This is a genomic window from Paenalicyclobacillus macrosporangiidus, from assembly GCF_900116805.1.
Classification (GTDB): Bacteria; Bacillota; Bacilli; order Alicyclobacillales; family Alicyclobacillaceae; genus Alicyclobacillus_H; species Alicyclobacillus_H macrosporangiidus.
In genome coordinates this window covers 91,465-117,581 of sequence record NZ_FPBV01000004.1, presented here as the reverse complement: position 1 = coordinate 117,581, position 26,117 = coordinate 91,465, and the positions used below count along the sequence as shown (strand labels likewise).

The following is a 26,117-nucleotide window of genomic DNA, read 5'->3' as shown; positions in this document are numbered from 1 at the left end:
AAACGGGTACTGTACAGCATGGGCCTCACATCATCACTGTTGAAAGGAGCTAAGCAGAGATGAAGCGAGTCGCTTTCCTGCTGGCCAACGAATTCGAGGACTCGGAGATGAAAGCACCGTACGAAGCCATTAAAGGAGCGGGCCACGAAACGGTTATCATCGGGCTGAAAAAAGGTGAACAACTGACAGGCAAGAACAAACAGGCGACGTACACGACCGACGCTTCCATCGACGAAGTGAAGGCGGATCAGTTTGACGCGGTCGTCATTCCGGGCGGATCGTCACCGGAAAACCTGCGTCTGAACAAACAAATACAGCAGTTTGTCAAGGACATGGACAGTCAGGGCAAACTGATTGCGGCCATCTGCCATGGGCCGCAAATTTTGATCAGCGCAGGCCTTGCGAAGGGCAAGACATTGACATGCTATCCTCCATTAAAAGATGATTTGATCAACGCAGGCGCCCACTACGTCGATCAAGAAGTGGTGGTCGACGGCAACTACGTTTCGTCGCGGATGCCAGCGGACGAACCGGCGTTTATCCGCGAAACGTTGAACAAGCTGGGGGCGCCCGTCACGCAGGCTTGACCCGACATTCCGAAAGCCCCGGCGGTCCGGGGCTTTTACCGTATCCATACGGGAACCCGGTTCTTGGTCCGGCTCAAGCGGTTGGGCACAATGATTTGTTGATCTGCAGCTGGCATTGTGTTATCGTTGACTTATCGTTCAGTCAAAGAGGTGGTTCTTATCCCGCGCACCGAGAAGGTCAACCAACAGATTCGCGATGAGCGGAAGGAACAAATTCTCGCGGCGGCAGCAAAAGTATTCGCTCGGAACGGGTTTGTCGGGACGCGAGTCGATGACATCGCTTCTGCGGCGGGGGTGAGCAAGGGCCTGATCTACCACTACTTCGGCGGGAAAGAAGAGATATTCAACACCCTTGTCGACAGGGCCGTACGGGGGACCATTCACCTCTACCAGCACGCGTTTGGGTTGCCTGGGAGCGCCGCCGAGCGGCTGCGATGGTTAATTGAACAGGTGGTCGTCGGTTTGTCCGAGCAGCCGCACGTGTTCATGGTGGTTCTTCAGGCGTTTGTGAGTGACGCTGTGCCTCAGGAGGCGCGTCATGTTGTCTCGACGTTGGCCGCCGAGATCGGGTCCATCGCCGCGCAATTCATCGCCGACGGACAAAAAGACGGGGAGATTGTCCAGGGAGATCCGGAACACTTGGCATTTCTGTTGGGGTCATGCATCCAAGGATTGGCCGTTGCCAAGGCCATGGCAATGCCCCTGCCGTCTGTGTCCACTGCCGACAGCCTGGTACGGCTGTTTACTCAGACTAGGTGACGCGAGTCCTGTGACGAGCCGATGTTTCATTTGCCCAAATATCGACTGTATGGTCAGTCAATAATGAGCTTCGACAATCATGGAAGGGAGATCGAGGGATGAACCAGACCCAAATTGCGGATACCCACGTCGCCGAGACCGAACGCCTTGGCGTCATGGTGCAGATCGGGTTGTTAGCCGGTCCCTTTATGTCCATGCTGGATAGCAGTGTCGTGAACGTGGCTCTGCCAGACATGGCCAAGGCGCTGCACAGCTCCCTGGCAACCGTTCAGTGGGTCGCGAGCGCTTACTTACTGGCATTGGGCATGGCGCTCACCGGCACAGCATACTTGGCCAAACGGTTCGGCACGAAGCAGATTTATCTGCTGAGTTTGATAGGATTCACGGTGTCATCCGTGCTCTGTGCAGTTGCACCGAGTATATGGACGCTGATTGGTGCCCGCGTGGTACAGGGTGTCTTTGGTGCTCCGCTCGTACCCTTGGCCATGAACATGCTCCTAGGCAAGGGGTCAGTAGGGAATCAGATGTCGGCTGCCGCCGGACTGATCCTTTTCCTGGCGCCTGCGGTTGGGCCCTCTCTAGGCGGCGTTCTCGTCCATGTTGCAGGCTGGTCAACGATCTTTTTGGTCAATGTTCCCGTTGGCATCCTGGCGATCATGGGAATACAGCGTTTGCCTGGCACGTTCGCCCATCAGGAGAGCGGTAAGGCACACTTCGATGCACCCGGGTTCATTTTGCTCTCTATCGGTTTGGCAGGACTGTCTTACGGCGCCTCAAAGGGGCCTCAGTCCGGATGGTTCTTCTCGTCTGTATGGCCTTACTGGACGGTTGGAGTCATGCTGATAGCTGCCTATGCGGTATGGGCTAGTCGTCGTGAGGATCCCATGATTGACATGACACTCCTTCAGAAACCGCAACAGGTTCTCGCACTTACGCTGGCAGCCCTCGTCTCGGTGGTTACCTTTGCAGTTGTCTTACTGGTGCCGGCGTTCATGCAGGAGATTCAAGGCAGATCCGAAGTGGTGGCGGGAATGACTCTGCTGCCGCAAGGACTCATCACCGGCATCGGCGCAGTGTTGGGCAATCGATTGCCGTCCAGGTGGGGCGTGCGTCGAACCGTCGTTTTCGGTATGGTCCTCCTTACGCTCAGCACCGTGGGACTTCTGACGGTGACGGCGACCACTCCCCCCTTGCTCATGGCGCTGATTCTTTGCGGTCGCGGATTCGCCATCGGGTTGGTGATCCAACCACTCCTCAATGGCATCATCAAGTCACTGCCCGAGGCCAAGGTACCGGACGGCAACACGTTGTTCAACGTTGTGGAGCGTATCTGTGGCACCCTCGGGATCGCTCTGATTGTAACGTTGTATCAGGTGCGTGAGCACGTGCGCATACAGCAAGCGCTGGGGTCCATGGTTGTTCCGGACAGTCTGGTTCGCCAAAGCCCTCCGATCGATGGATCGAGGTTTCCAGTCTCCGTACAGCATCACCTCGCGGATGCGGCGACATCCGGGTTTCACGATGTGATCTGGCTCGTAGCGGGTATGAGTGCTCTCGGAGTCGTGCTTGCCCTCATCCTCAGGAACGAGTCACCCTCGACGCACGAAACGCGTTCGTCATCCGGACCGGGTTGAAAGATCCTCACCACGAGGTGTGGGCAGAAGTTACGAACGCGTCATCCTTCTGCCCATGCTGTGGTTTCGCTGATCCAGCAGACATCCTCATCGACCCTGCCCCTTTAAAGACGCCAGTTTCTCCCGGATTCGGCGAATCTCGTCGATCAGCGCGCGCTGCTCCACCTCATGGTCTGGCGGATCCATGGCGATGGCCTGTGCCAGTTGAAGCTCCAGTTGGCGGATGCGATCGCGCTGATCGGCGGGGAGGGCGGACAGACCGCCGGAATGAGCCTGAACAATGCCAACAACTGGCGCGCTGCGGCCGCGTCATCCGGATGACGGGCTCTTGCCGGCCTTGGCCAACTTTTCCCGTTCCGACTTGGTCAGTGCCCGTTTGCGCAAGCGGATGTGGTGCGGAGTGACTTCGCACAGCTCGTCATCTTCGATATAGGAGATGGCTTGTTCCAGCGTGAGCAGGCGCGGGGCCTTCAGGCGCACTGTCTCTTCCTTCGTGGACGAACGGACGTTGGTCACGTGCTTGGCTTTGACGATATTCACCGTCAGGTCGTTCTCGCGGTTGTGCTCGCCGACAATCATGCCCTCGTACACCTCGGTGCCGGGGGTGACAAACAGGACCCCGCGGTCCTCCAGGTTCTGAATGGCGTAGGCCGTCGCGGTACCCGTCTCGCTGGCAATCAGCACACCCTGGCGGCGGGTGACGACGTCGCCCCGCCATGCGCCGTAGTGGTCGAAGCGGTGGTGCATTGTGCCGTAGCCACGCGTGAGCGTGAGAAACTCATTGCGAAATCCAATCAGGCCGCGTGACGGGACGATGAACTCGAGCCGCGTCATCTCGCCGGACACACTCGGCTCGAGCTTCAGCATCTTGCCTTTGCGAAGTCCGAGAGATTCGATCACGCTGCCGACCGCCTCCGACGGCACATCTGCGACCAAGTGTTCCATCGGCTCCTCCAGTTCACCGCGCTCGTTTCTGCGGACGATGACGTGCGGTTTGGACACCTGCAGTTCGTACCCCTCGCGCCGCATCGTTTCGATGAGAATGGAAAGGTGCAACTCACCGCGGCTCGAGACGAGCCAGGCGTCCGCATCCTCCGTGTCCTCGACGCGCAGAGACACATCCGACTCCAGTTCGGCGAGCAGGCGCTCACGCAGCTTGCGCGAGGTGACGAACTGCCCGTCACGGCCTGCGAAGGGGCTATCGTTGACCATGAACGTCATCTGCAGCGTCGGCTCGTCGATGGCCAGAAGCGGGAGGGGTTCGATCACGTTCGGATCGCACATCGTCTCGCCCACCGTGATCCCCTCCACACCGGCGACGGCCACGATGTCCCCGGCGCTGGCGGCATCCACCTCGACGCGCTTGAGTCCGGAGAAGGAGAACAGCTTGGCCGCCCGGGTGCGCTGCACGCTCCCGTCCCGCTTGACCGCGGCGATGGGCTGTCCGGCCTTGATCCGCCCGCGGGCAATCCGGCCGATGCCGATGCGGCCCAAGAACTCGTTGTAATCGAGCATCGTCACCTGCATCTGCAGCGGGCCTTCCGGGTCGCCTTCCGGAGCCGGGATATGGGAGACGATGGCGTCGAACAGCGGCCGCATATCCGTGCCGAGCTCACTGGGGTCGGTGGAAGCCGTCCCGCGCAGGGCTGAGGTGTAGACCACGGGGAAGTCGCACTGGGCTTCGGTGGCGCCGAGATCGATGAACAGGTCCAACACCTCGTCCACCACTTCCGCCGGGCGTGCGTTCTCGCGGTCCATCTTGTTGATGACCACGAGCGGGACCAATCCGGCCTCCAATGCCTTCGAGAGGACGAACCGCGTCTGCGGCATCACCCCTTCAAAGGCGTCGACCACCAGCAGTACGCCGTCGACCATCTTGACAATGCGCTCCACCTCGCCGGAGAAATCGGCGTGCCCGGGGGTGTCGACGATGTTGATGCGGTGCGATCCGTACGGGATGGACGTCGTCTTGGCGAGGATGGTGATGCCTCGCTCCCGTTCGATGTCGTTGTAGTCGAGCGCGCGCTCTTCAATGTGTTCGTTGCTCCGGAACAGACCGGACTGCCGGAGCAACTGGTCGACCAGGCTGGTCTTGCCGTGGTCGACGTGCGCCACGATGGCCACGTTGCGAAGGGACGAACCGGTTGCGTGCATGGAGTCCTCCTTGAGGCGAACCTGTACGGCGGGATGGCACGTGGGGCGCCCCCGACGGTGGACACAAAAAACAGGCCAACCGCGAAGGTCGGCCCGGGAACGCGCACAGGCTACGCTTCAGCCCTCTTCATCCTCGTCGTCCAGGTCGTCCATATACTCATTGTAGGCGTCGACGACCTTCTGCCATTCCTCGTCCGACTCGATGTCTTCCAGCACCATGTCCTCTCCGTCTTCTCCGGCGATGCGGAAGATGACGCCCTCTTCGAGGTCGTCGTCGATGGGAAGCAGGATGGCGTAGTCTTGTTCGTCGACGGTGATCACGTCGCCAAGGATGAAGCGGTGTTCCTGGCCATCCTCGTCTTCGAGCACAATCACTTCATCTTCGAATTCGTGGTCGTGCTCATGCTCGTGGGTGTGATCATGATCTGCCATTGCCGAACCTTCTTTCCCCCATCACGGGAAGCATACCCACCGAACATACCATGCCGGCGGCAACATTGTCAAATACTGCTGAGACGTAGTGCGTCGCGTCGGAACGGCATCTCCGATGCCCTAACAGTCCGGCCCTCAGCCGCCCTCTTGGACATCGGCCACGCGTTCCAGGACAGCCCGTGCCAGCCGCTGCGTGAGTGCCTGCAGGAGGTCATTGACCGCGGCCTGGGCCCGTTGAAACTCCGCCACTTCCGGTATTTTTTCCAGCCGGTTTAGCAAGGATTCCGTCTCCCGCAGCAGGTGAACGTAGTGCATCGGGGGAACCTGCCGGGCCTGGAACTCAGCGACCTGTTCCTGAAGGTCCTTCAACTCCTGGATCATCCGGCTGGCGGTGGGATGCGACTTCATCTTTGCCTCGGCTTCCTGATACCGGGCGATTTCCGGCGCCTGCATGATGAGGTCCGCCAGTTCCTCCGTCTGGGCCCACAATTCGTTTCGGTCAAGCATCACGATCTCCTGGCACCGTGGTGGAAATGATGGTGGTTTTCGTTCAGGTGCTTGAACGGTTCGGATGGCTCATTCTCGATCTTGTCTCCGATCACCGCCAGGGCGATGGACACAATGGCGAGGATGGCCAACAGGGTGTATGAATGCGTCAGCAGACCGACAAGCACCAGCGCAAATGCCAATGTGAACAACAGATATCGCACGTTGCGTGTACGGTTGATCATGGGTACAACTCCTTTTTATCCTCGGCACAGGCGGATGGTGGGTGTCCCCAGCATCATTATACTACAGAGGGGCCTTGGATGGCGCTCATCGGTCTGCCAGACGGAAGCCGGTGGCAAAATCTGCGTGAGCGGGTGTATGAACCCTTGACCGGGCCTTGAATCATTTTTAAGCTAAAGAGGGAGTCTAGGCGGCGAAAGGGGGCGCGGTTCGTGCACGGATTGTTAGGCATGGCGGTGGCGGCCTTGGGCGTCATCTGGATGTTGGTGACGTGCGCGTCCGAGACCAAGGAGAATTTCGACCGGGCGCTGGCCAAGGAGTCTGAGCGCGCGGAGGCGTAAACGGACAGGAGGCGGCAGGGGAAACCCTGCTGTTTTTCTGTGATCGGACGGGGCTCATTCGGTGCAGGCAGCCCCGCGACCGGACGGTCCGTGCGGCACCGATGGATGGGGGCGGCGAAAGTGCAGTGGGAGAATCCTCGGTACGCCTTTCCGAAGGCGAAACAGTACGCGTTTCTGTTCGAAAACGCGCACCTGATGCTGTTCAGCTGGAACAGAGATGACGCCAAATTCCTGTTCCTCATTCGGGAACAGCGTGAGGACGGCCTCGTGCTGGACTACCCGGGGGAGACCTTCACGCAGCGGGTGCTCGACACGGTGCAATCCATCTTTTTCGTGCAGGTGCAGGAAGACGGCGGGGCACCGCGACGCTACGTCCTGGGCAGCTATTTTCTCGCCGGGCAGCAGGCGTACGGCGCCTACTATCCCGTGGAGGGGCACGGTTCCGAGGTGGTGCTGTTCCGCGTGGAGGGGGAGGCGCCTGATTTGCGCCTGGAGGTACCGGAGGAGGACGAATACGAGGAGGCCGCCCGCGCATTCGCCGAGCAGCACCATGACTTTATCGAGGTACAGGGCGCGAACCGGTGATTGGGTCGCGCCCTTGGGTCAGAGGTTGGCGAGCAACAGCTCGGAGAACTCGGCCGCCTCGTCCTCGCTGCGGATGTCGAACGCCTGCATCAGGTACGGGATGTTCGCCGCATCTTCATCGTTCAGGATGGCGCTACGCCCGTTTTGAATGGAGATCACCAGCCGCTTGCCAAAGAAATGGCCGGTGTTGATGATGGCCACGTCGTACCGGCCGTGTTCCCCAGCGTAGCCGAGATACCGGGTGCTGGTCTGTTCGGTCTCGTCGTACAGCAAAAATCCTTCCGCCATGCGCTCGACTCCTCCCGTGACATGAGGCGGCCGCGTGCTCAAAACAGGCCGCGGTTGTGCGTGTTCGTGGAGTCGTACGACTCCGCCAGGAGCGCATTCAACTCCCGGCTCGCCTTGTAGAACAATTCCCGGTCCCGCTTTTCCAGCGCTTCGTCGATGGTTCGGCGCAGTTCCAGTTTGCGCGCGTCGCGCCGGATCACTTCCTCCAACACCTGCGTGACCTCGCGCGGCAGGGGCAGGTCCGGCAGGTTGATAAACAGATACAACGTCTCGTGTTTATTGAGGTATTGCTTTAGATGCTCCAGGATCTCGTTCGGTTGGCTGATCTTGTGCATCGCGCCCCCGGACGGAATCCGTGCAATCATCCCATGCCGCCCGATGATGAGCAGCGGCACATTTTCCAGCACGATGTGCGTCATCTCAATCTGCTGGTGGCGGGAGGCCAGGAAGTCCACTATCGCGTCTGCCCCGGCAGGGAGGATTTTGGTTTTCAGCAACAGCAACTCTTCTCTTGCAACCATGTCCATCCCTCCTCAACAAGCCATGGCGCCCTGGCAACGGGAGCACTGCAACGAACGGGATTGATGTGATGTACGGTATGCCGCTGGCCCGGCCGACGGCGCGGCCGCGGTCGCAGGGGTGAGATGTCTCATCGTACTGTTCTTATATTTTATCAGAACACCCGTTTGGGGAGAAGTGCGGTCCGCCGAAGGTGCCGGGTGTGTGCAGAAGGGAAACGTGGTATACTGCGTGTGATAATCCTGTAAAATGTGACGCTCCCGGGCTTCACCGGCGAGCGGGGCGCGTGGTACGATGGGGACGGAAAGCGATGGAAGGGTGTGAACCGTGTGCCGAAGGGTCTGATTGTCCTGGACGTTCAGGAGGATTTTCTGCGCAACACCTTGGATTACATAGCGCCGCTGTGCCAGCGGTACATCAACCAGCATGCGGACGCGTACGCCGCCGTCATCCTGACGAGGTGGGTGTACGACGAGCTGATGGGCCGGGACACCCTGCTTCTGTCCCATCCGAAGGCCCATGTGGTGGAAAAGCGGTCGTATTCCGGCTACACGGAGGATACGAAAAAGATCCTCGAGGTCGCGGGCATCGATGAAGTTCACATCGCCGGCGTGGATTCGGAAGGCGCGGTGCTCGCCACCATGTTTTCCCTCGTCGACGCCGGGTACCAGGTCAAGATCCTTGAGCGCCTGGTGACGGGATACCACGGCCGGAACTGGGAAGCCATGATGATTGCCCGTCACATCATAGGAAGCGAAAACGTGTTGAACATTGGCGGAGACCGGGTCTGGGTGTGACCCGATACAACTTTTGCCCGAAGACCTTCCGGGCCTCCCCGCGCATACTACGCACGGGGAGGCGGTGCCATGGAGGACTGGGTGTACTTCGCCGGGCTGTACGAGTCCAAATTCGAGGCGTATTGTGCCGTGATGTGGATTGAGGCCGACGAGCGCATCCGTGGCGCGGTCGCCCCGGGAGAGGTGCAGGTGTACCAAACCCGCCGCGGGAAGTACGGGGTGAGGTTCCGCCGGTCTCGGGTGGTATGAACAGCCGGATGGCCTGCCAGGGCGCGGTGCCACAAAGCGGTGAAGACCGATGCGGAGGTCGACGAGACGGGGGTTCGCGCCCATGCCGCGCGACCCCCGTTTCGTCAGCCGTCACTGGTACGCTTCGTGGATTCCATGTTTGGCGATGTCCTCAAGGGCTTGGGCTTCGGCGGGATCGATCCCGCGGTGCTGGTCGTGAGCCCGCTCGGATCCACGCCGCCGCTCGCGGTCCGTATGATCGGCGTCATCTGCCCACTCCTGATGGGGCCGTTCCTGGGCTTTTGGCGCCTCGCGGTCGGGCGGCCGATGCACGCCGTGCGCGGCATCCTTGGCGCCATCCCGATGCTCGCGCTGCCGCGGCCGGGTCTCCGCCTCGCCTTCCACGGCTTCGGTGGTGGCCTGCGCCAACTGGACGAGCGGGCACCATCCGGTGATCCCTTCGGCCACCTTCATCGCTCCGATGCCCGCCAGCGCGTACCGGGAGAGAGACCATTTTCGCCGGCCTGATGCGCTGGCCAACAGGACGAGCCCGCCGGCGAGGCGAATGTATCGATCCACAACGCCGAGATTCGGTTTGATTTGCACGCGGCTTGCCTCCTTCTACACAATCTGGGGCGTAGGGTGCCCACCGTGCGGGAGATGTATGTTTGACCTTGACTAATCTTGACCAAATGGTGCGGGTTGCGGCATACTGGGAGCGGGCATTCTGTGGAACAAGGTCCCCGCTATGCGGGGCGGAAGAGGAGGTCTAACCATGAGCCTGGTACCGATTGTCGTGGAACAGACCAGCCGGGGGGAGCGGGCGTATGACATCTATTCGCGCCTGCTGAAAGACCGGATCATCTTCCTTGGCAGCCCCATCGATTCAGATGTGGCGAACGCGGTCATCGCCCAGCTGCTGTTTTTGGCGGCTGAGGATCCCGACAAGGACATTCAGATGTACATCAACAGCCCTGGCGGCTCGGTGTCCGCGGGACTGGCCATCTATGACACGATGCAGCACATCAAGCCGGACGTGTCCACCATCTGCGTGGGGTTGGCGGCGAGTATGGGGGCTGTGCTGTTGGCCGCCGGTGCCAAGGGAAAACGCTTCGCGCTGCCCAATTCCGAGGTGATGATCCACCAGCCCCTCGGGGGTGCGCGCGGACAGGCCACCGACATCGCCATCCACGCGGAGCACATTATCAAAACCCGCCAGCGCTTGAACCAGATCCTCAGCGAGCGCACCGGACAGCCGTTGGAGCGCGTGGAACGTGACACCGATCGCGACTTCTTCATGTCTGCGGAACAAGCAAAGGAGTACGGTCTCATTGACCAGGTCATCACACCGGCCGCCGGCGCCTGAGCCAGAGGTGTGGCGGGCCCTCCGGGGACAGGGTCGCCTGTCCTTCGGACGGTACATGGAACTGGCGCTGTACGGGGAGGGCGGTTATTACACCGGGGCGGTGCGGATTGGCGGCGCGGGCGGAGATTTTTACACCGCCGCCCAAATGCCGCTGTTCGCGGCCGTCCTCGCGCGGGTGGCTGCCGAGGCGTGGGCGTCGTTCGGGCGTCCCTCCGCGTGGCAGGTGGTCGAGTGGGGCGGCGGGCAGGGGGAGATGGCGGAGGTCATGGCGAACGCCCTCTCCGCCCGTCTCCCCGACGGGGTGCACGTGCGCTACACGCTGGTGGACGTGTCTGACGCCCTCATGCAGCGTCAGCAACAGCGCCTCGTGGCCAATCAGGGGCGGGTCGTGTTCACATGGGGGCAGCCGGCCGAGGATCTGCCCACGTTCGCCTACGCCAACGAGGTGCTGGACGCCTTGCCTGTGGAACGCGTCCGCCGTGTGTCTGAAGACCGATGGGAACAGGCGGATGTGGTGTGGGACGGGTATGGGCTGTCTCTGGATTGGCGTCCCGCCGATGCGGACGTGGCGGCTTTCGCGGCGGCACACCTCTCCAATCCCGCGGGGACCGAGGCCGAGGTATGCCTTGGCCTGAGGCCGTTTTTCACGCGCGTAGCCCAGTTGGGGCGCCCCTTGCGGGCACTGTTCTTCGACTACGGCATTCGGTCCGAGGAGTGGGCGTCGGGCCTCCGGCCACGCGGGACCGTACGCGCCTACCGGGCGCACCAGCTGGTCGATCCGTTGTCGGACACGGGCCGGTGCGATATAACGGCCGACGTCCATTGGGAAGCCGCGATGGCGTGCGCGGAGGCCGCCGGGCTGCGGGTGGTGCGGTTGCAGAATCAGGGGCGTTTTCTCATGGAAGCGGGGGCGGTCGAGGTCCTGGAAGAGCGGGTCAAGCCCGCCGCGTGGTGGCTGGAGGCTACGCGTTGGACGGGGCAATTCAAGCAACTCGTCCTCCCGGGCGGGATGGGCGAGCGGTTTCAGGTGCTGGAGGTCGAAGCGTGACGGAAAAGTGAGGGGAAGCGCGTTGTTGAGGCGGCTGGCCATCGGCTGTCTGGTGGCGGGACTGGTGTTCTTGGCGCTCGGGGTCTGGTATGTCTATACAGGACATTGAGGGAACCGGGACATGGATTTGCCCAGCGCCCCGCGTCGAATTGTGACATACTAATCTCAACAAAGACGGCCTTCGAGTATAGAACATATCCTCTTCTTTGTGTAATATAAGGAGGGAAGACTCCAAGGGATTCGCAAAGAAGGGGCGTTGCGCGGTATGACGATTCGGATGGCCATCAACGGCTTCGGCCGTATCGGCAGAATGGTGTACCGGCGGGCCGTGGAGACCGGCGGCATCGACGTGGTGGCGGTCAACGGTACGGCGGACGCACAGACGTTGGCCCACCTGCTGAAGTACGATTCAGTCCATGGGCGGTGGGATGTGCCTGTGGAGTTTACGGCGGACGGCTGGCGGGCAGGCGATGTGGAGACGCGTGTGTTCTCCACGCGGGATCCGTCCGTACTGCCCTGGGGTGACCTCGGCGTGGACGTAGTGGTGGAGGCGACCGGGAAGTTCCGCACCCGCGAGACGGCCGGCGTGCATCTGTCGCAGGGGGCGCGCAAGGTGATCATTACGGCGCCTGCCAAAACGGCGGCCGACGCGGACGTCACCGTGGTGATGGGGGTCAATCACGACGCCTATGATCCGGAACGGCACCATATCGTGTCGGGGGCCTCGTGCACGACCAACTGCCTGGGTCCGGTGGTGAAGGTCCTGCACGAGACGTTCGGGATCCGGCGCGGCCTGGTGACGACGGTGCACAGCTACACCAATGACCAGAAGAACCTGGACAATCCCCACAAAGACCTTCGCAGGGCGCGTGCCTGCGCGGAATCCATCATTCCAACCAGCACGGGGGCGGCCAAGGCCATCGGACTCGTCATGCCGGAGTTGCAGGGCAAGCTGAACGGCATTGCCCTGCGGGTGCCGACCCCGAACGTGTCCATCGTCGACCTGGTGGCGGAACTGGCCTGCCCTGTCACGGCGGACGAGGTCAACCAAGCGTTGGCCCGGGCGGCGACGACGGAACTCGCCCCGTTCCTCGGTTATACGGAGGAGCCGTTGGTATCCGTGGACTTCAACGGCGACTCCCGCTCGGCCATCGTCGACGGCCCGTCCACCCTGGTGATGGAGGGCACGACGGTCAAGGTTCTGGCCTGGTATGACAACGAGTGGGGCTACTCCTGCCGCATTGTCGATCTCGCCCGGCTCGTGATAGGCGGTGCACCGGTGTCTCGCCTCGACTCGGTTCTCACCCATCGCTGACGGGCCGACAGGCCTTTGCCCTGTCACCTTTACACGTGTCCGGCTGGCCGCGCTGCGTGCGCCGGTCGGGCGGTGCCACGCCGTCTGCGCAACGGTGCTGCGCAGACGGCGTTTTTGCGTTCTGCGCTTCATCTGCTACTCTATACGTGGACGAAAGGGGGAGGCGGCGATGGAGGTATATCTGGACAATGCGGCGACGACCCCACTGCTGCCGGAGGTCGAGCGAATCATCCAGGAGATGTTTTCCGTGTATGGCAACCCGTCCTCCCTGCATCGCAAGGGGCTGGAGGCCGAGCGGCGCATCGAGGCGGCGCGCAAACAAGTGCTGCGGGCGCTCGGCGTGCGGGACGGCCAGGTTGTGTTCACGGGTGGCGGTACGGAAGCCAATAACCTGGCCATCTTCGGCGCCACACGGCGGCACGGGGGGCGCGGCCGGCATGTGGTGACGACGCAGGTGGAGCATCCCTCGGTGCTCGAGCCGTTCCGTGCCCTCGAGCGCGAAGGTTGGCGTGTGACGTACGTGGCACCGGATGCGGACGGCTGGGTTCCGGCCGAACGGGTGCTCGAGGCCGTCACGGACGACACGGTCTTGGTCAGCGTCATGCATGTGAACAACGAAACCGGCGCTGTGTTGCCGGTGGCGGAGATCGGCCAGGCTTTACGCCAAAGGCCGAAGACGATCTTCCACGTCGACGGCATTCAGGCGTTTGGCAAGATCCCCTCTGCGGCCAGCCTTGCGCAGGCGGACATGTACAGCGTCTCCGGCCACAAGATTGGAGCGCCAAAGGGCATTGGCGCGCTGTACATCCGGCCGGGACTGGTGCTGGACCCCGTGTTGTTCGGAGGCGGACAGGAAGGGGGATTGCGCTCCGGGACGGAGAACACCCTCGGCATCGCCGCCCTCGGCGCGGCGGCCAGCCATGCGTCGGAGCGGGCGGCAGAGCGGTACCAGCAGATGTCGGCGTGGTCCGAACAATTCTGCGAGGCATTGCGGACGATCCCGCAGTGCCGCGTACACCGGCCGCGGGAGGCTTCGCCCTACATCGTCAGCGCCTCTTTTCCGGGGCTGCGGGGCGAGGTGCTTGTGCACGCGTTGGAAGCGGAGGGCGTGTACGTGTCGACCGGATCGGCCTGCTCCAGCCGAGGCGGGCACGCGAAGGCGTCGCACGTCCTCGAAGTGATGGGCCTCGACGCGGCGGAGGTGACCGGCGCCATCCGGTTCTCGTTCGGATGGCACACGGACGAGGCAGCGATGAATCGGGCCATCGAGGTGATCCGGCGACAGGTGGCCTGGCTGTACGACACGGTGGGTACGGGGGTGTGACCGTTGGTCCAGCACATTGTCGCCCGGTACGGCGAGATGAGCCTGAAGGGGAAGAACCGGTCCGACTTCGAGCGGCTGCTCCTGCGGAACATCCGTGCGGCCCTGCGCCCTTGGCAGGGCGCCAAGGCCGAGCGGATTGCGGGAAGGGTGCTAATCACCCTCGAGGATGAGCAGGTGGAACCTGTTCTGGAGCGGTTGCGGCGAGTCTTCGGCCTGACCTCCCTGAGCCCGGTGGAGGTCGTGAACTTGGACTTGGACGCGTTTCGATCCGCCGCCATCCGCGTCCTCCAGTCCAGTGAGACACCCACCGGACGTCCGCCGACGTTCAAAGTGGAAGTGAAGCGGACCAACAAACGATTTCCGCTCAACTCCCCGCAGGTGGCGGACGAGGTCGGCGGGGCCTGCCTGCGGGCCCTGCCGCAGTGGCGTGTGGACGTGCATCACCCGGATGTGACGGTGTATATCCACATCCGGGACGAGGAGGCCCACGTGTACGGGCGCGTCGTCCCGGGGGTCGGGGGGATGCCCGCACACTCGGCGGGAAGGGCCGGGTTGCTGTTGTCCGGCGGGATCGACAGCCCCGTGGCAGGATGGCTCGGGATGAAGCGCGGCGTGACGCTCGAGGCGATTCACTTTCACAGCTTTCCCTTCACGAGCGAACGCGCGCTGGAGAAGGTCGAGACGCTGGCCCAAATCCTCGCCGGCTGGGGCGGCCGGGTGACGCTGCACACGGTCCACTTCACGGACGTGCAGACCGCCATCCGCAAACATTGCCCCGCGCCGCTGTACATCACCATCATGCGGCGGATGATGCTGCGGATTGCCGACCGGATTGCCCGGCAGCGGGGGCTCCTGGCCCTCATGACCGGGGAGAGCCTGGGCCAGGTGGCCAGCCAGACGCTGGAGAGCATGCGCACCATCAATGCGGTGACCAACCTGCCGGTACTGCGTCCGCTCGTGGGCATGGACAAGGTGGAGATCATCCGGATGGCACGCGAGATCGGCACGTACGACACCTCCATCCTGCCGTACGAAGATTGTTGCACCATCTTCGTACCGCCGAACCCGCGTACGAAACCGAGCCTCGAAGAGGCGGAAGCGGCTGAGGAACCCCTTCCGGTGGACGCCTTGGTCGAGGATGCCGTGGCGCGGACGACGATGAAGACCTTTCATGCCGAGGACTCGATTGCCGATTGACGGCTGTGGCAAACGTACAAGCTAACCCTGCGTGCGGACACATCCGCCGGCAAGGGGTGATGCTGATGGGTGGATTGCGCGCCGTGTACCGAACGGCCAAGTGGCTGCTGATGCTGTACGGATTGTGGCAGGCGGTGTTGCGCAGCCGCTGGTTGACCTTGGCGATTGCGCTGTGGCGCATGCTGGGGGGAAGACCGCCGCGGCCAGCCGGCAGGGTGGCGGTGATCCGCTTCGCGGAGGCCGGCGATCCGGCCGTCTACCGCCGGCTGGGCTGGCGCTCCATCCGGCCGCGAAGGCTGTCCGGCGCTCGTTGACGAGGCCCGCTCTCTTCCGAGAGCGGGTTTTTTTGACGTTCCGTGTATATCCCCTCTCTTGACGGGGAATCACTAGAGTTAGTTTCTGTCATCGGAAATGTCAACGGGCGTAATGGCGGGAGGAACATCGACATGAAACAAACCGTGCGGACCATGAGACAAGATGCCTGGACGACGGAAGACGACGCCATTCTGGCGGAGGTCGTGTTGAAGCACATCCGCGAGGGCAGCACCCAGCTGGCGGGATTCAACGAGGCCAGCCGAAAGCTCGGGCGCACCGCGGCCGCCTGCGGGTTTCGCTGGAACGCGTGTGTGCGCAAACAGTACCGGGGTCAGATTGAGCTGGCCAAGCAGGACCGCAAGGCACGCAAGTCTGCCAAAATTCAGGCCCAGTTGGAGGGCGGCGATTACGACCACCCGACGGCGACCTTGATGAGTTGGGCGCAAGTGCTGCGATTCTTGCGCCAGGAGAAAAACACGGCGCAGCACTGGGCCTCGCGCTGGCGGGCGGCGCAACGGGAGTGCAACGAGTGGAAGGAGAAGTACGAGTCCCTTGAGCACACCCATCGGGAGGTCCTCACCCAGTTGGAGCGGCTGCGCCGCGATCACCAAGTGGTGGTCCAAGACTACCGGGCGTTGGTGGAGATCTTTGAACGTGCGCGCAAGGCGGCGTTCCTCGACGGCGAGGCCGTCAGCGGCGGGTTCATGTACCGGATTGACGAATACGGCAATTTGGAGCGCGTGGCCAGCGACTTGCCGGCGCAACAGGCGGAATGACCGTCATGCCGGCCGGCGCAAGGAGGAAGCGGGTTGTCCCCGATGGACGACCCGCTTCTTTTCACGATGACGCCGGCCGAGGCTCCTCAGGGGGCAGCCAGAGGTACGGATTTTGGCCGTGGTCTCGTTCAGGGTTGTATTTCACCGGATAAAACCCGAGTTTCGTGAAGAATTCATGGGCCCCGCAGCGGACGTTGGTCTTGATGGGCAACCCGAACGACTGTGCGTGTTGCACCAACGCGCGTCCGTAGCCTTTCCCCTTGTATCCGGGCAAGACCTCCAATTTCCACAGTTCCAGGTGGTCTCTCGGGGGTGTGAAATAGCGGTCGAACCGCGCGCTGACGGGGTACAAGCTCATGCGCGCCACCAGCCGGCCGTCTTCGTACACCCCGTAGAACGGTGAGTCCGCATCGTTTTCAATCATGTTGGCCTGCAGGTCTTCGTACATGGAGAGCTCCTCCAGGCCGTATTCGCGAAACCTGCGGAACTCCTCCAACGTCTTGAAGTTCACTTTCAACCGCACGACGACGGGGTCCACCTTATCCCTCCTCTCGCCGTCCTTCGCCGGCCACGGCGTCTGCTCCGCCATGCCCGTCTTCTCTCATGGTACCACAATTCCGACTTGTATGGCCGTGTGTGTTCCGTGCCAATCTATGCGGGGTGAGGCAGCATGGGAAAACGGATGAGGCCTGCGCGCTGGTGCACGGTCGCCGCCCTTGCGGCGCTGTGCGGGATGACCAGCGGATGCTATGACCGCAAGGAATTGGAGCAGCAAGCGTTTGTCACCACCCTCGGCATCGACAAGGCGCCGGACGGGCTCATCGACTGCACGTTTCGCATCGCCCTGCCTCAGAATCCGGCGACGTCTTCCGGTGGCGGCAAGGGCGGGGAGCCGTTGGCCGGAACGGGACCGGTCACCTTTCGCGGGCACAACATCATGGAGGCGCTGACCATTGCCAACTCGAGCGTGGAGCGCGCGATGTCCCTGGACCATCTGGGTCAGGTCATCTTCGGCGAGGAGTTGGCTCGCGAAGGCTTGTCCGACGAACTCCAGGCGATGACGCGGTTTCGCGAGTTCCGGCCAAGCCTGTACCTGGGTGTGGCCCATGGCCGCGCACACGACATTATCGCGGCTGACAAGCCTGTCCTGGAGCATTCTCCGACGCGCATGCCGGACAGCATCGCGGACGTGGGCCAACGGAGCGGCCTGTTCCCGGTGGTGTCATTGCACGACTTTGTCACCGTTTCCTCGGAGCACCACATGGCCGCCATGATCCCGATGCTCTCCGTGAACCAGGAAGTCCAACAAAATCCGCAAGGCCAAAAGGACGACGGAGGGCAACCGATGTCCTTCTCGCCGGGCCGGGTCGCTCGCAGCGGCGGGAATCCGGTGGAGTGGATGGGCGCGGCCCTGTTCAAGGAGGGCAAGTTGGTGGGCACCATCGACGGCCAACAGGCAATGCTCATCGCCATCCTGCAGGGGCGCATCAAGCGCCCGCAAATGACCGTTCCGGATCCCTTGACCAAAGGACAGTTCTTGAGTTTGGCCCTGAAGGCCGAGCGGGGCCCGGTCTATACAGTGGCGCTCGGGAATCCCATGAAGATCCGCGTGCTGGTTCCGATGGAGGCGGACGTGGCGTCGATGAAAGGCAGCGCCAACTACTCCCTGCCACAGACGCGCTTGCGCGTGGAACAGGCGCTCAACGAGGAGCTGGCGGGCCAGTTTACGAGTGTTCTGCAGCTGCTGCTCAACCGGTATCAGTGCGATGTGGTCCCCGTGTCGTTGCATGCGCGGCACCTGTTCCCGACTCATCAGGCGTATATCTCGTACCCCTGGGAGGACCGGCTGAAGGATGCCGACGTGCAGGTGAACGTTCGTCTGCACCTGCGGCGCTTCGGGGTTCAGCTCGCGCCGGCGGGGGACGGGAATCAGAACCATTCCCAGTCGACAGGCAAGGTATAGGCCGTGTCCCGGTACGGACGCAACGGCGTCCACGGAACGGTGGTGCGCACATTCGCATCCGGGGTGGACGCCGCGGCAGGGGGTGATTCCGGGGCCTGCCCGGGCCTGGTGTCATGCGGACCGTGATCAGGGGCGGGATCGCCCTCCCCTTTGCCGAGCCCTTTCAGCAGGGCATCGATGGCACCGGACTGCAGCGCTTGAACCAGGGTGGGCACGATGGCCGTCAGGGCGGCGCCCATCCACGGGCTCTCCAGCCACGACGGCAACTCCTGTGGAAGCGTGGCGTCCTTCGGCAACAGCGCGCGCAACTGCCTGGACAGGGCCACCGCCGACCGGAGGAACGCCTCGGGCTCCAGTCCAAGGCGCCGTGCCTCTCGCTCCACCGCGCGCATCAGCGGACGGTTCCACCGCCGAGACGGGCGGCGCTTCCGGCGGGAGCGGAATGCGGCGCGGGTTTTGCGGGAACGGCTGTGCCGGGATGCGCTCACACGGGCATCTCCTTCCGCAGAGGATGGTCACGGCATGCGACGGCAGGTTACGCCGGCAGCGGGGCGCGTCCGCTGCCGGCCCGGGAGGTGGTGCGGTGCTCTCTGTGGATCAGATGAAGGCGGACATTGTCCGTGCCCGGGCGGACGCCGTGGGTGTGCAGATCGGGCGCGGGGCGAGGGAATGGGTCGAAGGTCATCATGGGCGGAGGCCGCCGGGGAGGGCCTGCACGGCGGCCGCGGCGTTCAGGTGACGAGTCCGCCGTTTGGGCTGATGACCTGGCCGGTCATATACGACGCCGCCGGGGAGGCCAAAAACAGGACGGCGTGGGCCACGTCTTCCGGACGGCCGAGCCGGCCCACCGGCGTCTCCCCGGCGAGGGCCTGCCGGTCCTCCGCCGACAGGCGGTTGAGCATGTCGGTCTCAATGGCTCCCGGCGCCACGGCGTTCACGGTGATGCCAGAGGGAGCGAGCTCCTTGGCCAACGCCTTGGTGAACGCGAGGATGCCGCCCTTGGTGGCGGAGTACGCCACTTCGTACGAACCGCCCGTGATGCCCCAGATGGATGAGATGTTGATGATCCGGCCGTAGCGCGCCCGCAGCATGTGAGGCAAAACGGCTTTCGTGCACAGGAAGGGCGCCGTCAAGTTGCTTTTGATCAACTGCTCCCACTCCTCGAGCGTGGTGTCGAGGAGCAGGCGCGCGCTGGCGATCCCGGCGTTGTTCACGAGGATGCGGGGGATCCCGAAGCCGGTGGCGGCGGTCATCAGGGCCTCGACCTGGGCCGGATCGGTGACGTCGGCCTGGACAGCGTACGATCTGCTGCCGTTGGCGCGGATCTCCTCGACGACCTGTTCCGCGGCCTCCCGCGAGCTCCGGTAGTTGACCACGACGTGGGCCCCGGCCCGGCCGAGTGCTAGGGCGATGGAGCGGCCGATGCCGCGCGAGGCACCGGTGACGATGGCCAGTTGCCCGAACAGCGGCCGGGTGGTGGAATGAGCGATGAAATCGGACATCCGCGACACCTGCCTGTCAGCGATCGCCCCGGCTGGCCGGCGGGAGGATCACCGGCGTTTCCACAAGCAGGGGCGTCCCGTGCGTACAGTGCATGATTGTAACACAACCGCCGCCGCCCACCAATGGACGGCCATACGCCGATCCGTCCGATTTTTGCAAACCCTCTGCGTTCTTGATACGCTAAATGGGAGCGACGGGAGAGGAGGCAGGCCGTTGGTTCAAAAGCTTCTGATTGCCAATCGCGGCGAGATCGCCCGGCGCATCTTGCGCACGTGCCGGAGGCTGGGCGTGGCGACGGTGGCGGTGTATTCGGACGCCGACGCGGACGCGCCGCATGTGCAGGAGGCGGACGAGGCCGTGCGGATTGGGCCGCCCCCGGTCGTCTGGAGTTATCTGCGTACGGAAGCCATTCTGGATGCCGCGCGGCGAACGGGCGCGGACGCCGTCCATCCGGGGTACGGCTTTCTCAGTGAGAACCCTGCGTTCGCCAAGGCGTGCCGGGATGCCGGACTCGTCTTCATCGGACCGGGTCCGGAGGCGATGGCCGCCATGGGCAGCAAGGTGGAGGCGCGCCGGCGGCTGATGGCACTGGGGGTGCCGGTGGTGCCGGGGACGCAAGCGGCTCTGGGAAGCCTGGAGGAAGCCTGGGAGGAGGCGGAGCGCCTCGGCTATCCGGTGATGGTGAAGGCGTCGGCGGGCGGTGGCGGCATTGGAATGCAGGCAGTGGACGGACCGGAGGCGCTCCAGCGGGCGTTTTCTGCCAATGCGCAGCACGCCCAGGCGTATTTCGGGGACGGGACCCTGTTTCTCGAGAAGTGCATTTGGCCAGCGCGGCACATCGAGATCCAGGTGCTGTTCGACGAACACGGCCATGGCGTGTACCTGTGGGAGCGCGAGTGCTCCATCCAGCGGAGGCACCAAAAGGTGATGGAGGAAGCCCCCTCGCCTTTCGTGGACGATGCGCTGCGCCGGCGGATGGGGGAGGCGGCGATGTCGGCGGCGTCGGCCATCGGGTACGTGAACGCGGGGACGGTCGAGTTCTTGGTGGACGCAGCGCGACGGTTCTATTTCCTCGAGATGAATACACGTCTGCAGGTGGAGCACCCGGTGACGGAGATGATCACCGGCCTGGACCTGGTGGAGTGGCAACTGCGGGTGGCGTCGGGCGAACCGTTGCCGTTCCGGCAGGAGGATCTGCGGTGTGATGGGCACGCCATCGAATGCCGGGTCTACGCCGAGGACCCCGAGCGCATGCTCCCGTCGCCGGGCACCATCACGCGGCTGGCGCTGCCCGAAGGCGACGGGATCCGGAATGATGTCGGGGTCGTCAGCGGATCGACCGTCACGCCGTATTACGACGCGATGATCGGCAAGTTGATTGTGCACGGTCGGGACCGCGCGGAGGCGGTGCGTCGGTTGCGCCGCGCCCTGGACGAATACGTGGTCGAGGGCATTCAGACGAACCTGCCGCTCCTGCGACGCATCGCTGCCGCGCAAGCGTTTTCAGAAGGGCGGACGACGACCGATTTCATCGCTTCGTTGCAGAAAGAAGGATCCACCCGCACAGACGGACAGGAAGGGTGACGCGCAGATGGCGGAGGTCCGGGCGAGTATGGCCGGAACGGTGCTGCAGGTGTTGGTGAAGGTGGGCGATTCGGTGACGGCGGGCCAGGACGTGGTCGTGTTGGAGTCGATGAAAATGGAGGTGCCCGTGGCCGCGGAGGCGGCGGGGACGGTCCGCCGCATCGCCGCGCAGGAGGGTGTGTTCGTCGACGAGGGGGACGTATTGTTGGAGCTGGAGCCCTGAGGCAGGGGAGGCGGGGACGATGAACCTACCGGAGGCGGTTTGCCTGTACGAGGTCGGGCCGCGGGACGGGTTGCAGAACGAAGCGCGCCCGGTGCCGGCCGAGGTCAAGGTGGAGTTGGTCGACCGATTGGCCGCTGCGGGGTTCCGGTCCATCGAGGTCACCAGTTTTGTGCATCCCAAGTGGATCCCGCAGCTGGCGGACGCAGACGAGGTGATGCGGCGCATCGAGCGCCGCCCGGGCGTGGTGTACAGCGCCCTGGTCCCGAACGAGCGGGGGCTGGAGCGCGCCCTGCAAGCCGGCGTCGGGGGCGTGAACGTCTTCCTGTCGGCGAGCGAGACGCACAATCGAAAGAACATCAACAAGTCCATCTCCGACACCTATCCGGTGCTTGCGCCGGTCATCTCCGGCGCAAAGGCGGCGGGCTTGCCGGTGCGCGGCTACGTGTCGACGGCCTTCGGATGCCCCTACGAGGGCCGGGTGGCGGTGGACCAGGTTGTGGGGATCGCCTGTCGCCTGCTGGAGCTGGGCGTGGATGAGCTGTCCATCGGGGACACCATCGGCGTCGCCGTCCCGACGCAGGTCATGGCCGTCGTCTCCGCGCTGGCACGGGAGGTGCCTCTGCATCGGGTGGCATTGCACTTTCACGACACCTATGGGACGGCCTTGGCGAACATCGTGGCCGGGATGACGGCGGGGGTCCGGCGGTTCGACGCGTCGGCGGGCGGCCTCGGCGGCTGCCCGTACGCACCCGGTGCGACCGGCAATGTGGCGACCGAGGATGTGGTGTATCTGCTGCACCGGATGGGCGTTTCGACCGGCGTGGACGAGGCGGCGCTGGCCGAGACCACCCGTTGGCTCGAGCAGGCACTCGGGAAGGCGCTCGCGAGCCATGCCAGCGCGGTCCGCCGCGGCCAGGCCGCCAGGGCCGCCGGGGCGGGGGGCGATCAGGAGGTGGCGGGCCGTGGCTGACGACGTGCTGTTGCGGGAGGCGGACGGCGGGGTGGTGACGCTCACCCTGAACCGGCCGGAAGCGGCCAACGCCCTGTCCGCGGCGTTGGTCGCGGCGCTCCAAGCGGCGTTGAACGACCTTCGACACGATCCGGACGTGCGCGCCGTCATCCTCACCGGGGCGGGGAACAAGGCGTTCTGCGCCGGCGCGGATCTGAAGGAACGCCGCGGCATGGACGAGGGGCAGGTGCGGCGGACGGTGGATGGCATCCGCGCGGTCGTCGAACAGGTGGCCGCGTTGCCGATGCCGGTCATCGCGGCCCTGGAGGGCTCCGCCTTTGGCGGGGGGCTCGAGCTCGCGATGGCGTGCGACCTGCGGGTGGCGGCGCGGGGGGTGCGTCTCGGCCTGACGGAGACGAGCCTCGCCATCCTCCCCGGAGCCGGCGGAACCCAGCGGCTGCCGCGGCTCGTCGGGGTGGCGAAGGCGAAGGAACTGATCTTCACGGCGCGCCGGATCCCGGTCGAGGAGGCGTTGGCCATCGGCCTGGTCAACCAGGTGGTGCCGGAGGGCGAAGCACGGGCCGCCGCACGGGCGCTGGCCGAAGAGATCGCGCAAAACGGCCCGGTGGCGGTGCGGCAGGCGAAATGGGCGGTGGATCACGGGGTGAACGCCGACCTGGCCACCGGCCTGGCGCTGGAGCGGGCGGCGTACGAGCGCGTCATTCCCACCGAGGACCGGCGGGAAGGGCTGGCGGCCTTCGCGGAGAAACGCAAGCCGCGCTATCAGGGCCGGTAGGGGAGCCCGACGCGGGAGACGGATGCCGGCCTGTGCACCCAACGGCACACGGGCCGCGACACAGAGGAAATCTCATGGGGGTGGCGTCATGGCCGGCGATGCACGGCAGGAGTTCCTGGCAGAGCGGGAGGCGCGGGCGAAGGCGGGAGGGCCGCCGCGCTATCATGAGAAGAACCGGGAAGCCGGCAAGCTGTTCGTGCGCGATCGATTGCGGCTTCTGTTCGATGACGGCCTGGAGACGGAGGACGGGCTGCTCGCCAACAGTCTGGTGGACGATCTCCCGGCCGACGGGGTGGTCACCGGCATCGGACGGGTGGACGGCCGTCCCGTGGCGGTCATGGCCAACGACAGCACCGTGAAGGCGGGCAGTTGGGGATGGAGGACCGTCGAGAAGATCATCCGCATCCAGGAGACGGCGGAGAAGCTGCGCATTCCGCTGGTGTACCTGGTGGACTCGGCGGGTGCGCGCATCACCGACCAGGTGGAGATGTTTCCCGGCCGGCGCGGGGCGGGCCGCATCTTTTACAACCAGGTGCGCCTGTCCGGGGCCATCCCGCAGGTCTGCGTCTTGTTCGGTCCCTCGGCGGCGGGCGGGGCCTACATCCCGGCGTTTTGCGATCTGGTCATCATGGTCGAGGGAAACGCCAGCATGTACCTGGGTTCACCCCGGATGGCGGAGATGGTCATCGGCGAAAAGGTGACGCTGGAGGAGATGGGTGGGGCGCGGATGCACTGCACGGTGAGCGGTTGCGGGGACGTCCTGGCGGCCGATGAGCACGAGGCCATCGCGTCCGCCCGGGCGTACCTGTCCTACCTGCCATCCCACTGGGAGGAGGCGCCCCCGACGGCGCCGCCCTGCGACCCGGTCCCCTTCGACCGGCCGTTGTCCCAGGTGATCCCCGGCAATCCGAACGCGCCTTTCAATATGTATGAGGTCATCGACCGGCTGATAGACGCCGGGTCGTGGTATGAGATCAAGAAATTGTTCGCGCCCGAAATCATCACCGGCCTCGGGCGAATCGGCGGGCAGGTGGTTGGCATCGTCGCCAACCAGCCCCGCGTCAAGGGCGGGGTGCTGTTCGTCGACTCGTCCGACAAGGCGGCCCGTTTCATCACGCTCTGCGACGCGTTCCGGATCCCTTTGGTGTTCTTGGCGGACGTGCCCGGCTTCATGATTGGGACCAAGGTGGAGCGCGCCGGCATCATCCGCCACGGCGCCAAACTGATTGCCGCCGTGTCGGAAGCTACCGTGCCGAAGATGAGCGTGATCGTCCGCAAGGCGTACGGGGCCGGTCTGTACGCGATGGCGGGACCGGCGTTTGAACCGGACGTCTGCCTGGCGTTCCCAAACGCCGAGATTGCCGTCATGGGGCCCGAGGCAGCGGTGAACGCGGTGTACAGCAACAAGATTCAAGCGTTGCCGGAGGCGGAGCGGGCGGCGTTCGTCGCCGCGAAGCGGGAGGAATACCGGCAGGACATCGACATCTTCCGCCTGGCGTCGGAATTGGTGGTGGACGCGGTCATCCATCCGGACCGGTTGCGCGAGGAGGTGTCGGCCCGGCTCGCGGTGTACCGGTCGAAACGGCTCGATTTTGGCCGACGCCGCCATCCGGTGTATCCTGTATAAGGCGCGACTTTCGCGACAGACAGAGAGGGAGTGGACGCATGCCCGAATTGTTTGATCCTATCACGCTGCGCGGTGTGACCTTCAAGAACCGCGTGATTGTCTCGCCGATGTGCCAGTACCAGGCGGGCCCGGACGGTCGTGTCAACGATTGGCACATCGTCCACTACGGGTCGCTCGCCCTGGGCGGTGCGGGATTGATGTTCGTCGAGGCCACGGCGGTGGAGTCCCGCGGACGCATCAGCGAGCGGGACCTCGGCCTGTGGTCGGACGAGCAGGTGGAGGGAATAGCTCGCGTGGTCAATTTTGCGCACCGCTGGGGCACGAAAATCGGCGTCCAGCTCGGTCATGCCGGCCGGAAGGCCGATGTGTCAGAGCCCATTGTCGCTCCGTCTGCGATCCCGTTCAGCGAACACTACCAGAAGCCGGTGGTATTGGACGAAGAGAACCTGGATGCCATCGAACGGGCTTTTGCCGCCGCGGCCAAACGCGCGGTGCAGGCGGGTTTCGACGTCATCGAGATCCACGGCGCCCATGGCTATCTGTTGCATCAGTTCCTCTCTCCTCTGAGCAACCAGCGTACGGACGCGTACGGGGGTTCGCCGGAGAACCGGGTGCGCTTCCCGCTGCGGGTGGTGCGTGCGGTGCGCGAGGCGGTGCCCGATGACATGCCGGTGTTCATCCGGGTCTCCGGCTCCGAGTACAGCCCGGACGGGTACACCATGGACGACATGATCCTGTACTGTCGTGCGTTCCTGGAAGCGGGCGTGGACGTCATCGACGTGAGTTCGGGCGGCAACGTGCCGGTGGCTCCCAAGTCGTACGCCGGGTACCAGGTGCCGTTTGCGGACGCCATCAAGCGCGCGACGGGCGCGGTGGTGGCGAGCGTCGGCATGCTCGATGACCCGCTGCTCGCCGACGCGGTCGTGCAGGAGGGGCGCGCAGACATGGTGGCGGTGGCGCGCGGTTTTCTGCGCGACAAGCACTGGGCGCACACCGCGGCTCGGCGGCTGAACAAGCCCGTGTCGGTTCCCCAGCCGTACCAGCGCGCGTATTGAGGACGGCGAAGCGAGGGAGAGGG

General features: G+C 64.1%; 33 protein-coding genes. 23 read left to right on the top strand and 10 right to left on the bottom strand.

Annotated features, from left to right (window positions below):
• Positions 1-59 precede the first annotated feature (59 nt).
• From BM357_RS05125 to BM357_RS19710, 4 genes are all read left to right on the top strand, one after another.
• Positions 60-587, top strand: coding sequence for a type 1 glutamine amidotransferase domain-containing protein (locus tag BM357_RS05125; protein WP_029420655.1), 528 nt, complete (start codon positions 60-62; stop codon positions 585-587).
• A gap of 126 nt (positions 588-713) precedes the next feature.
• Positions 714-1,346 (top strand): TetR/AcrR family transcriptional regulator, encoded by a 633-nt coding sequence (locus BM357_RS05120; protein ID WP_175511445.1) that lies wholly within the window; start codon positions 714-716, stop codon positions 1,344-1,346.
• Positions 1,347-1,444: 98 nt separating this feature from the next.
• Entirely contained in the window at positions 1,445-2,980 is a 1,536-nt protein-coding gene (locus BM357_RS05115) for an MDR family MFS transporter (RefSeq protein WP_074950289.1), read from the top strand.
• A gap of 168 nt (positions 2,981-3,148) precedes the next feature.
• Positions 3,149-3,301, top strand: a complete 153-nt coding sequence (locus tag BM357_RS19710; protein ID WP_175511444.1) for a hypothetical protein — start codon at positions 3,149-3,151, stop codon at positions 3,299-3,301.
• Here BM357_RS19710 and typA read toward each other — a convergent pair.
• The 4 genes from typA to BM357_RS05095 all read right to left on the bottom strand — a co-directional run bounded on the left by typA (position 3,290) and on the right by BM357_RS05095 (position 6,297).
• Positions 3,290-5,134 carry a translational GTPase TypA gene (gene typA / locus BM357_RS05110; protein ID WP_074950287.1) on the bottom strand — a complete coding sequence of 615 codons (1,845 nt, stop codon included), beginning with the start codon at positions 5,132-5,134 and terminating at the stop codon, positions 3,290-3,292. The genes BM357_RS19710 and typA overlap by 12 nt on opposite strands.
• A 117-nt stretch (positions 5,135-5,251) precedes the next feature.
• Entirely contained in the window at positions 5,252-5,566 is a 315-nt protein-coding gene (locus BM357_RS05105) for a DUF1292 domain-containing protein (RefSeq protein WP_029420650.1), read from the bottom strand.
• A 135-nt stretch (positions 5,567-5,701) separates the two neighbouring features.
• Positions 5,702-6,073 carry a YlbF/YmcA family competence regulator gene (locus tag BM357_RS05100; RefSeq protein WP_051662929.1) on the bottom strand — a complete coding sequence of 124 codons (372 nt, stop codon included), beginning with the start codon at positions 6,071-6,073 and terminating at the stop codon, positions 5,702-5,704.
• Positions 6,073-6,297, bottom strand: coding sequence for a hypothetical protein (locus tag BM357_RS05095; protein WP_029420648.1), 225 nt, complete (start codon positions 6,295-6,297; stop codon positions 6,073-6,075). The genes BM357_RS05100 and BM357_RS05095 overlap by 1 nt, the downstream gene beginning before the upstream one ends.
• A gap of 210 nt (positions 6,298-6,507) precedes the next feature.
• On the opposite strand from BM357_RS05095, the gene BM357_RS20445 reads away from it, so the two are divergent.
• The gene (locus BM357_RS20445) at positions 6,508-6,636 is read left to right on the top strand and encodes a hypothetical protein (RefSeq protein WP_269320483.1); all 129 of its coding nucleotides are present in this window, start codon (positions 6,508-6,510) and stop codon (positions 6,634-6,636) included.
• 120 nt (positions 6,637-6,756) lie between these two features.
• The gene (locus BM357_RS05090) at positions 6,757-7,221 is read left to right on the top strand and encodes a hypothetical protein (protein WP_139234569.1); all 465 of its coding nucleotides are present in this window, start codon (positions 6,757-6,759) and stop codon (positions 7,219-7,221) included.
• Positions 7,222-7,239: 18 nt separating this feature from the next.
• Here BM357_RS05090 and BM357_RS05085 read toward each other — a convergent pair whose 3' ends face one another.
• A complete protein-coding gene (locus BM357_RS05085) occupies positions 7,240-7,509 on the bottom strand; it encodes a DUF3055 domain-containing protein (protein ID WP_074950283.1) in 270 nt (89 codons plus the stop codon).
• A gap of 38 nt (positions 7,510-7,547) precedes the next feature.
• Positions 7,548-8,030, bottom strand: coding sequence for an IDEAL domain-containing protein (locus tag BM357_RS05080; protein ID WP_074950281.1), 483 nt, complete (start codon positions 8,028-8,030; stop codon positions 7,548-7,550).
• A gap of 327 nt (positions 8,031-8,357) precedes the next feature.
• On the opposite strand from BM357_RS05080, the gene BM357_RS05075 reads away from it, so the two are divergent.
• Together BM357_RS05075 and BM357_RS05070 are read left to right on the top strand one after the other, a co-directional pair.
• A complete protein-coding gene (locus BM357_RS05075; RefSeq protein WP_074950473.1) occupies positions 8,358-8,825 on the top strand; it encodes a cysteine hydrolase family protein in 468 nt (155 codons plus the stop codon).
• A gap of 69 nt (positions 8,826-8,894) precedes the next feature.
• A complete protein-coding gene (locus BM357_RS05070; protein WP_074950279.1) occupies positions 8,895-9,074 on the top strand; it encodes a hypothetical protein in 180 nt (59 codons plus the stop codon).
• Between the two features lie 111 nt (positions 9,075-9,185).
• Here the strand turns inward: BM357_RS05070 and BM357_RS05065 are convergent, their stop codons facing one another.
• On the bottom strand, positions 9,186-9,659 hold the full coding sequence (locus BM357_RS05065) for a YgaP family membrane protein (protein WP_074950277.1): 474 nt from the start codon (positions 9,657-9,659) through the stop codon (positions 9,186-9,188).
• Between the two features lie 169 nt (positions 9,660-9,828).
• Between BM357_RS05065 and clpP the strand changes: the two genes are divergently transcribed.
• From clpP to BM357_RS05030, 7 genes are all read left to right on the top strand, one after another.
• Positions 9,829-10,419, top strand: a complete 591-nt coding sequence (gene clpP, locus BM357_RS05060; RefSeq protein ID WP_074950275.1) for an ATP-dependent Clp endopeptidase proteolytic subunit ClpP — start codon at positions 9,829-9,831, stop codon at positions 10,417-10,419.
• Positions 10,385-11,467, top strand: a complete 1,083-nt coding sequence (locus BM357_RS05055; protein WP_074950273.1) for an SAM-dependent methyltransferase — start codon at positions 10,385-10,387, stop codon at positions 11,465-11,467. Before clpP ends, BM357_RS05055 begins: the two co-directional genes overlap by 35 nt.
• A 265-nt stretch (positions 11,468-11,732) precedes the next feature.
• On the top strand, positions 11,733-12,782 hold the full coding sequence (gap, locus tag BM357_RS05050) for a type I glyceraldehyde-3-phosphate dehydrogenase (RefSeq protein WP_074950271.1): 1,050 nt from the start codon (positions 11,733-11,735) through the stop codon (positions 12,780-12,782).
• A 169-nt stretch (positions 12,783-12,951) separates the two neighbouring features.
• A complete protein-coding gene (locus tag BM357_RS05045) occupies positions 12,952-14,106 on the top strand; it encodes a cysteine desulfurase family protein (protein WP_074950269.1) in 1,155 nt (384 codons plus the stop codon).
• Between the two features lie 3 nt (positions 14,107-14,109).
• Entirely contained in the window at positions 14,110-15,303 is a 1,194-nt protein-coding gene (gene thiI / locus BM357_RS05040) for a tRNA uracil 4-sulfurtransferase ThiI (protein ID WP_139234568.1), read from the top strand.
• A gap of 65 nt (positions 15,304-15,368) precedes the next feature.
• A complete protein-coding gene (locus BM357_RS05035; protein WP_074950267.1) occupies positions 15,369-15,617 on the top strand; it encodes a hypothetical protein in 249 nt (82 codons plus the stop codon).
• A gap of 132 nt (positions 15,618-15,749) precedes the next feature.
• Positions 15,750-16,394 carry an RsfA family transcriptional regulator gene (locus tag BM357_RS05030; protein WP_245783847.1) on the top strand — a complete coding sequence of 215 codons (645 nt, stop codon included), beginning with the start codon at positions 15,750-15,752 and terminating at the stop codon, positions 16,392-16,394.
• Between the two features lie 61 nt (positions 16,395-16,455).
• Here the strand turns inward: BM357_RS05030 and BM357_RS05025 are convergent, their stop codons facing one another.
• Complete coding sequence (locus BM357_RS05025) at positions 16,456-16,983, bottom strand: N-acetyltransferase (RefSeq protein WP_083430201.1); 528 nt, start codon at positions 16,981-16,983, stop codon at positions 16,456-16,458.
• Between the two features lie 81 nt (positions 16,984-17,064).
• Between BM357_RS05025 and BM357_RS05020 the strand changes: the two genes are divergently transcribed.
• Positions 17,065-18,357: a Ger(x)C family spore germination protein gene (locus BM357_RS05020; RefSeq protein WP_074950265.1), complete on the top strand. Its 1,293-nt coding sequence runs from the start codon at positions 17,065-17,067 to the stop codon at positions 18,355-18,357.
• On the opposite strand, the gene BM357_RS05015 is transcribed toward BM357_RS05020, so the two are convergent.
• Positions 18,324-18,845, bottom strand: a complete 522-nt coding sequence (locus BM357_RS05015) for a hypothetical protein (protein WP_074950263.1) — start codon at positions 18,843-18,845, stop codon at positions 18,324-18,326. The genes BM357_RS05020 and BM357_RS05015 overlap by 34 nt on opposite strands.
• 95 nt (positions 18,846-18,940) lie before the next feature.
• On the opposite strand from BM357_RS05015, the gene BM357_RS19705 reads away from it, so the two are divergent.
• On the top strand, positions 18,941-19,096 hold the full coding sequence (locus BM357_RS19705) for a hypothetical protein (protein WP_175511443.1): 156 nt from the start codon (positions 18,941-18,943) through the stop codon (positions 19,094-19,096).
• On the opposite strand, the gene ymfI is transcribed toward BM357_RS19705, so the two are convergent.
• Positions 19,089-19,859, bottom strand: coding sequence for an elongation factor P 5-aminopentanone reductase (gene ymfI, locus BM357_RS05010; RefSeq protein ID WP_074950262.1), 771 nt, complete (start codon positions 19,857-19,859; stop codon positions 19,089-19,091). The genes BM357_RS19705 and ymfI overlap by 8 nt on opposite strands.
• A 214-nt stretch (positions 19,860-20,073) precedes the next feature.
• On the opposite strand from ymfI, the gene BM357_RS05005 reads away from it, so the two are divergent.
• The 6 genes from BM357_RS05005 to BM357_RS04980 all read left to right on the top strand — a co-directional run bounded on the left by BM357_RS05005 (position 20,074) and on the right by BM357_RS04980 (position 26,094).
• Entirely contained in the window at positions 20,074-21,444 is a 1,371-nt protein-coding gene (locus tag BM357_RS05005; protein WP_074950261.1) for an acetyl-CoA carboxylase biotin carboxylase subunit, read from the top strand.
• Positions 21,445-21,451: 7 nt separating this feature from the next.
• The gene (locus BM357_RS05000; RefSeq protein WP_074950260.1) at positions 21,452-21,667 is read left to right on the top strand and encodes an acetyl-CoA carboxylase biotin carboxyl carrier protein subunit; all 216 of its coding nucleotides are present in this window, start codon (positions 21,452-21,454) and stop codon (positions 21,665-21,667) included.
• A 19-nt stretch (positions 21,668-21,686) separates the two neighbouring features.
• Positions 21,687-22,637: a hydroxymethylglutaryl-CoA lyase gene (locus tag BM357_RS04995; protein WP_074950259.1), complete on the top strand. Its 951-nt coding sequence runs from the start codon at positions 21,687-21,689 to the stop codon at positions 22,635-22,637.
• The gene (locus BM357_RS04990; RefSeq protein ID WP_074950258.1) at positions 22,630-23,412 is read left to right on the top strand and encodes an enoyl-CoA hydratase; all 783 of its coding nucleotides are present in this window, start codon (positions 22,630-22,632) and stop codon (positions 23,410-23,412) included. Before BM357_RS04995 ends, BM357_RS04990 begins: the two co-directional genes overlap by 8 nt.
• An 88-nt stretch (positions 23,413-23,500) precedes the next feature.
• Entirely contained in the window at positions 23,501-25,039 is a 1,539-nt protein-coding gene (locus tag BM357_RS04985; RefSeq protein WP_074950256.1) for an acyl-CoA carboxylase subunit beta, read from the top strand.
• Positions 25,040-25,077: 38 nt separating this feature from the next.
• Positions 25,078-26,094 carry an NADH:flavin oxidoreductase/NADH oxidase gene (locus BM357_RS04980; RefSeq protein ID WP_074950254.1) on the top strand — a complete coding sequence of 339 codons (1,017 nt, stop codon included), beginning with the start codon at positions 25,078-25,080 and terminating at the stop codon, positions 26,092-26,094.
• Positions 26,095-26,117: the final 23 nt, after the last annotated feature.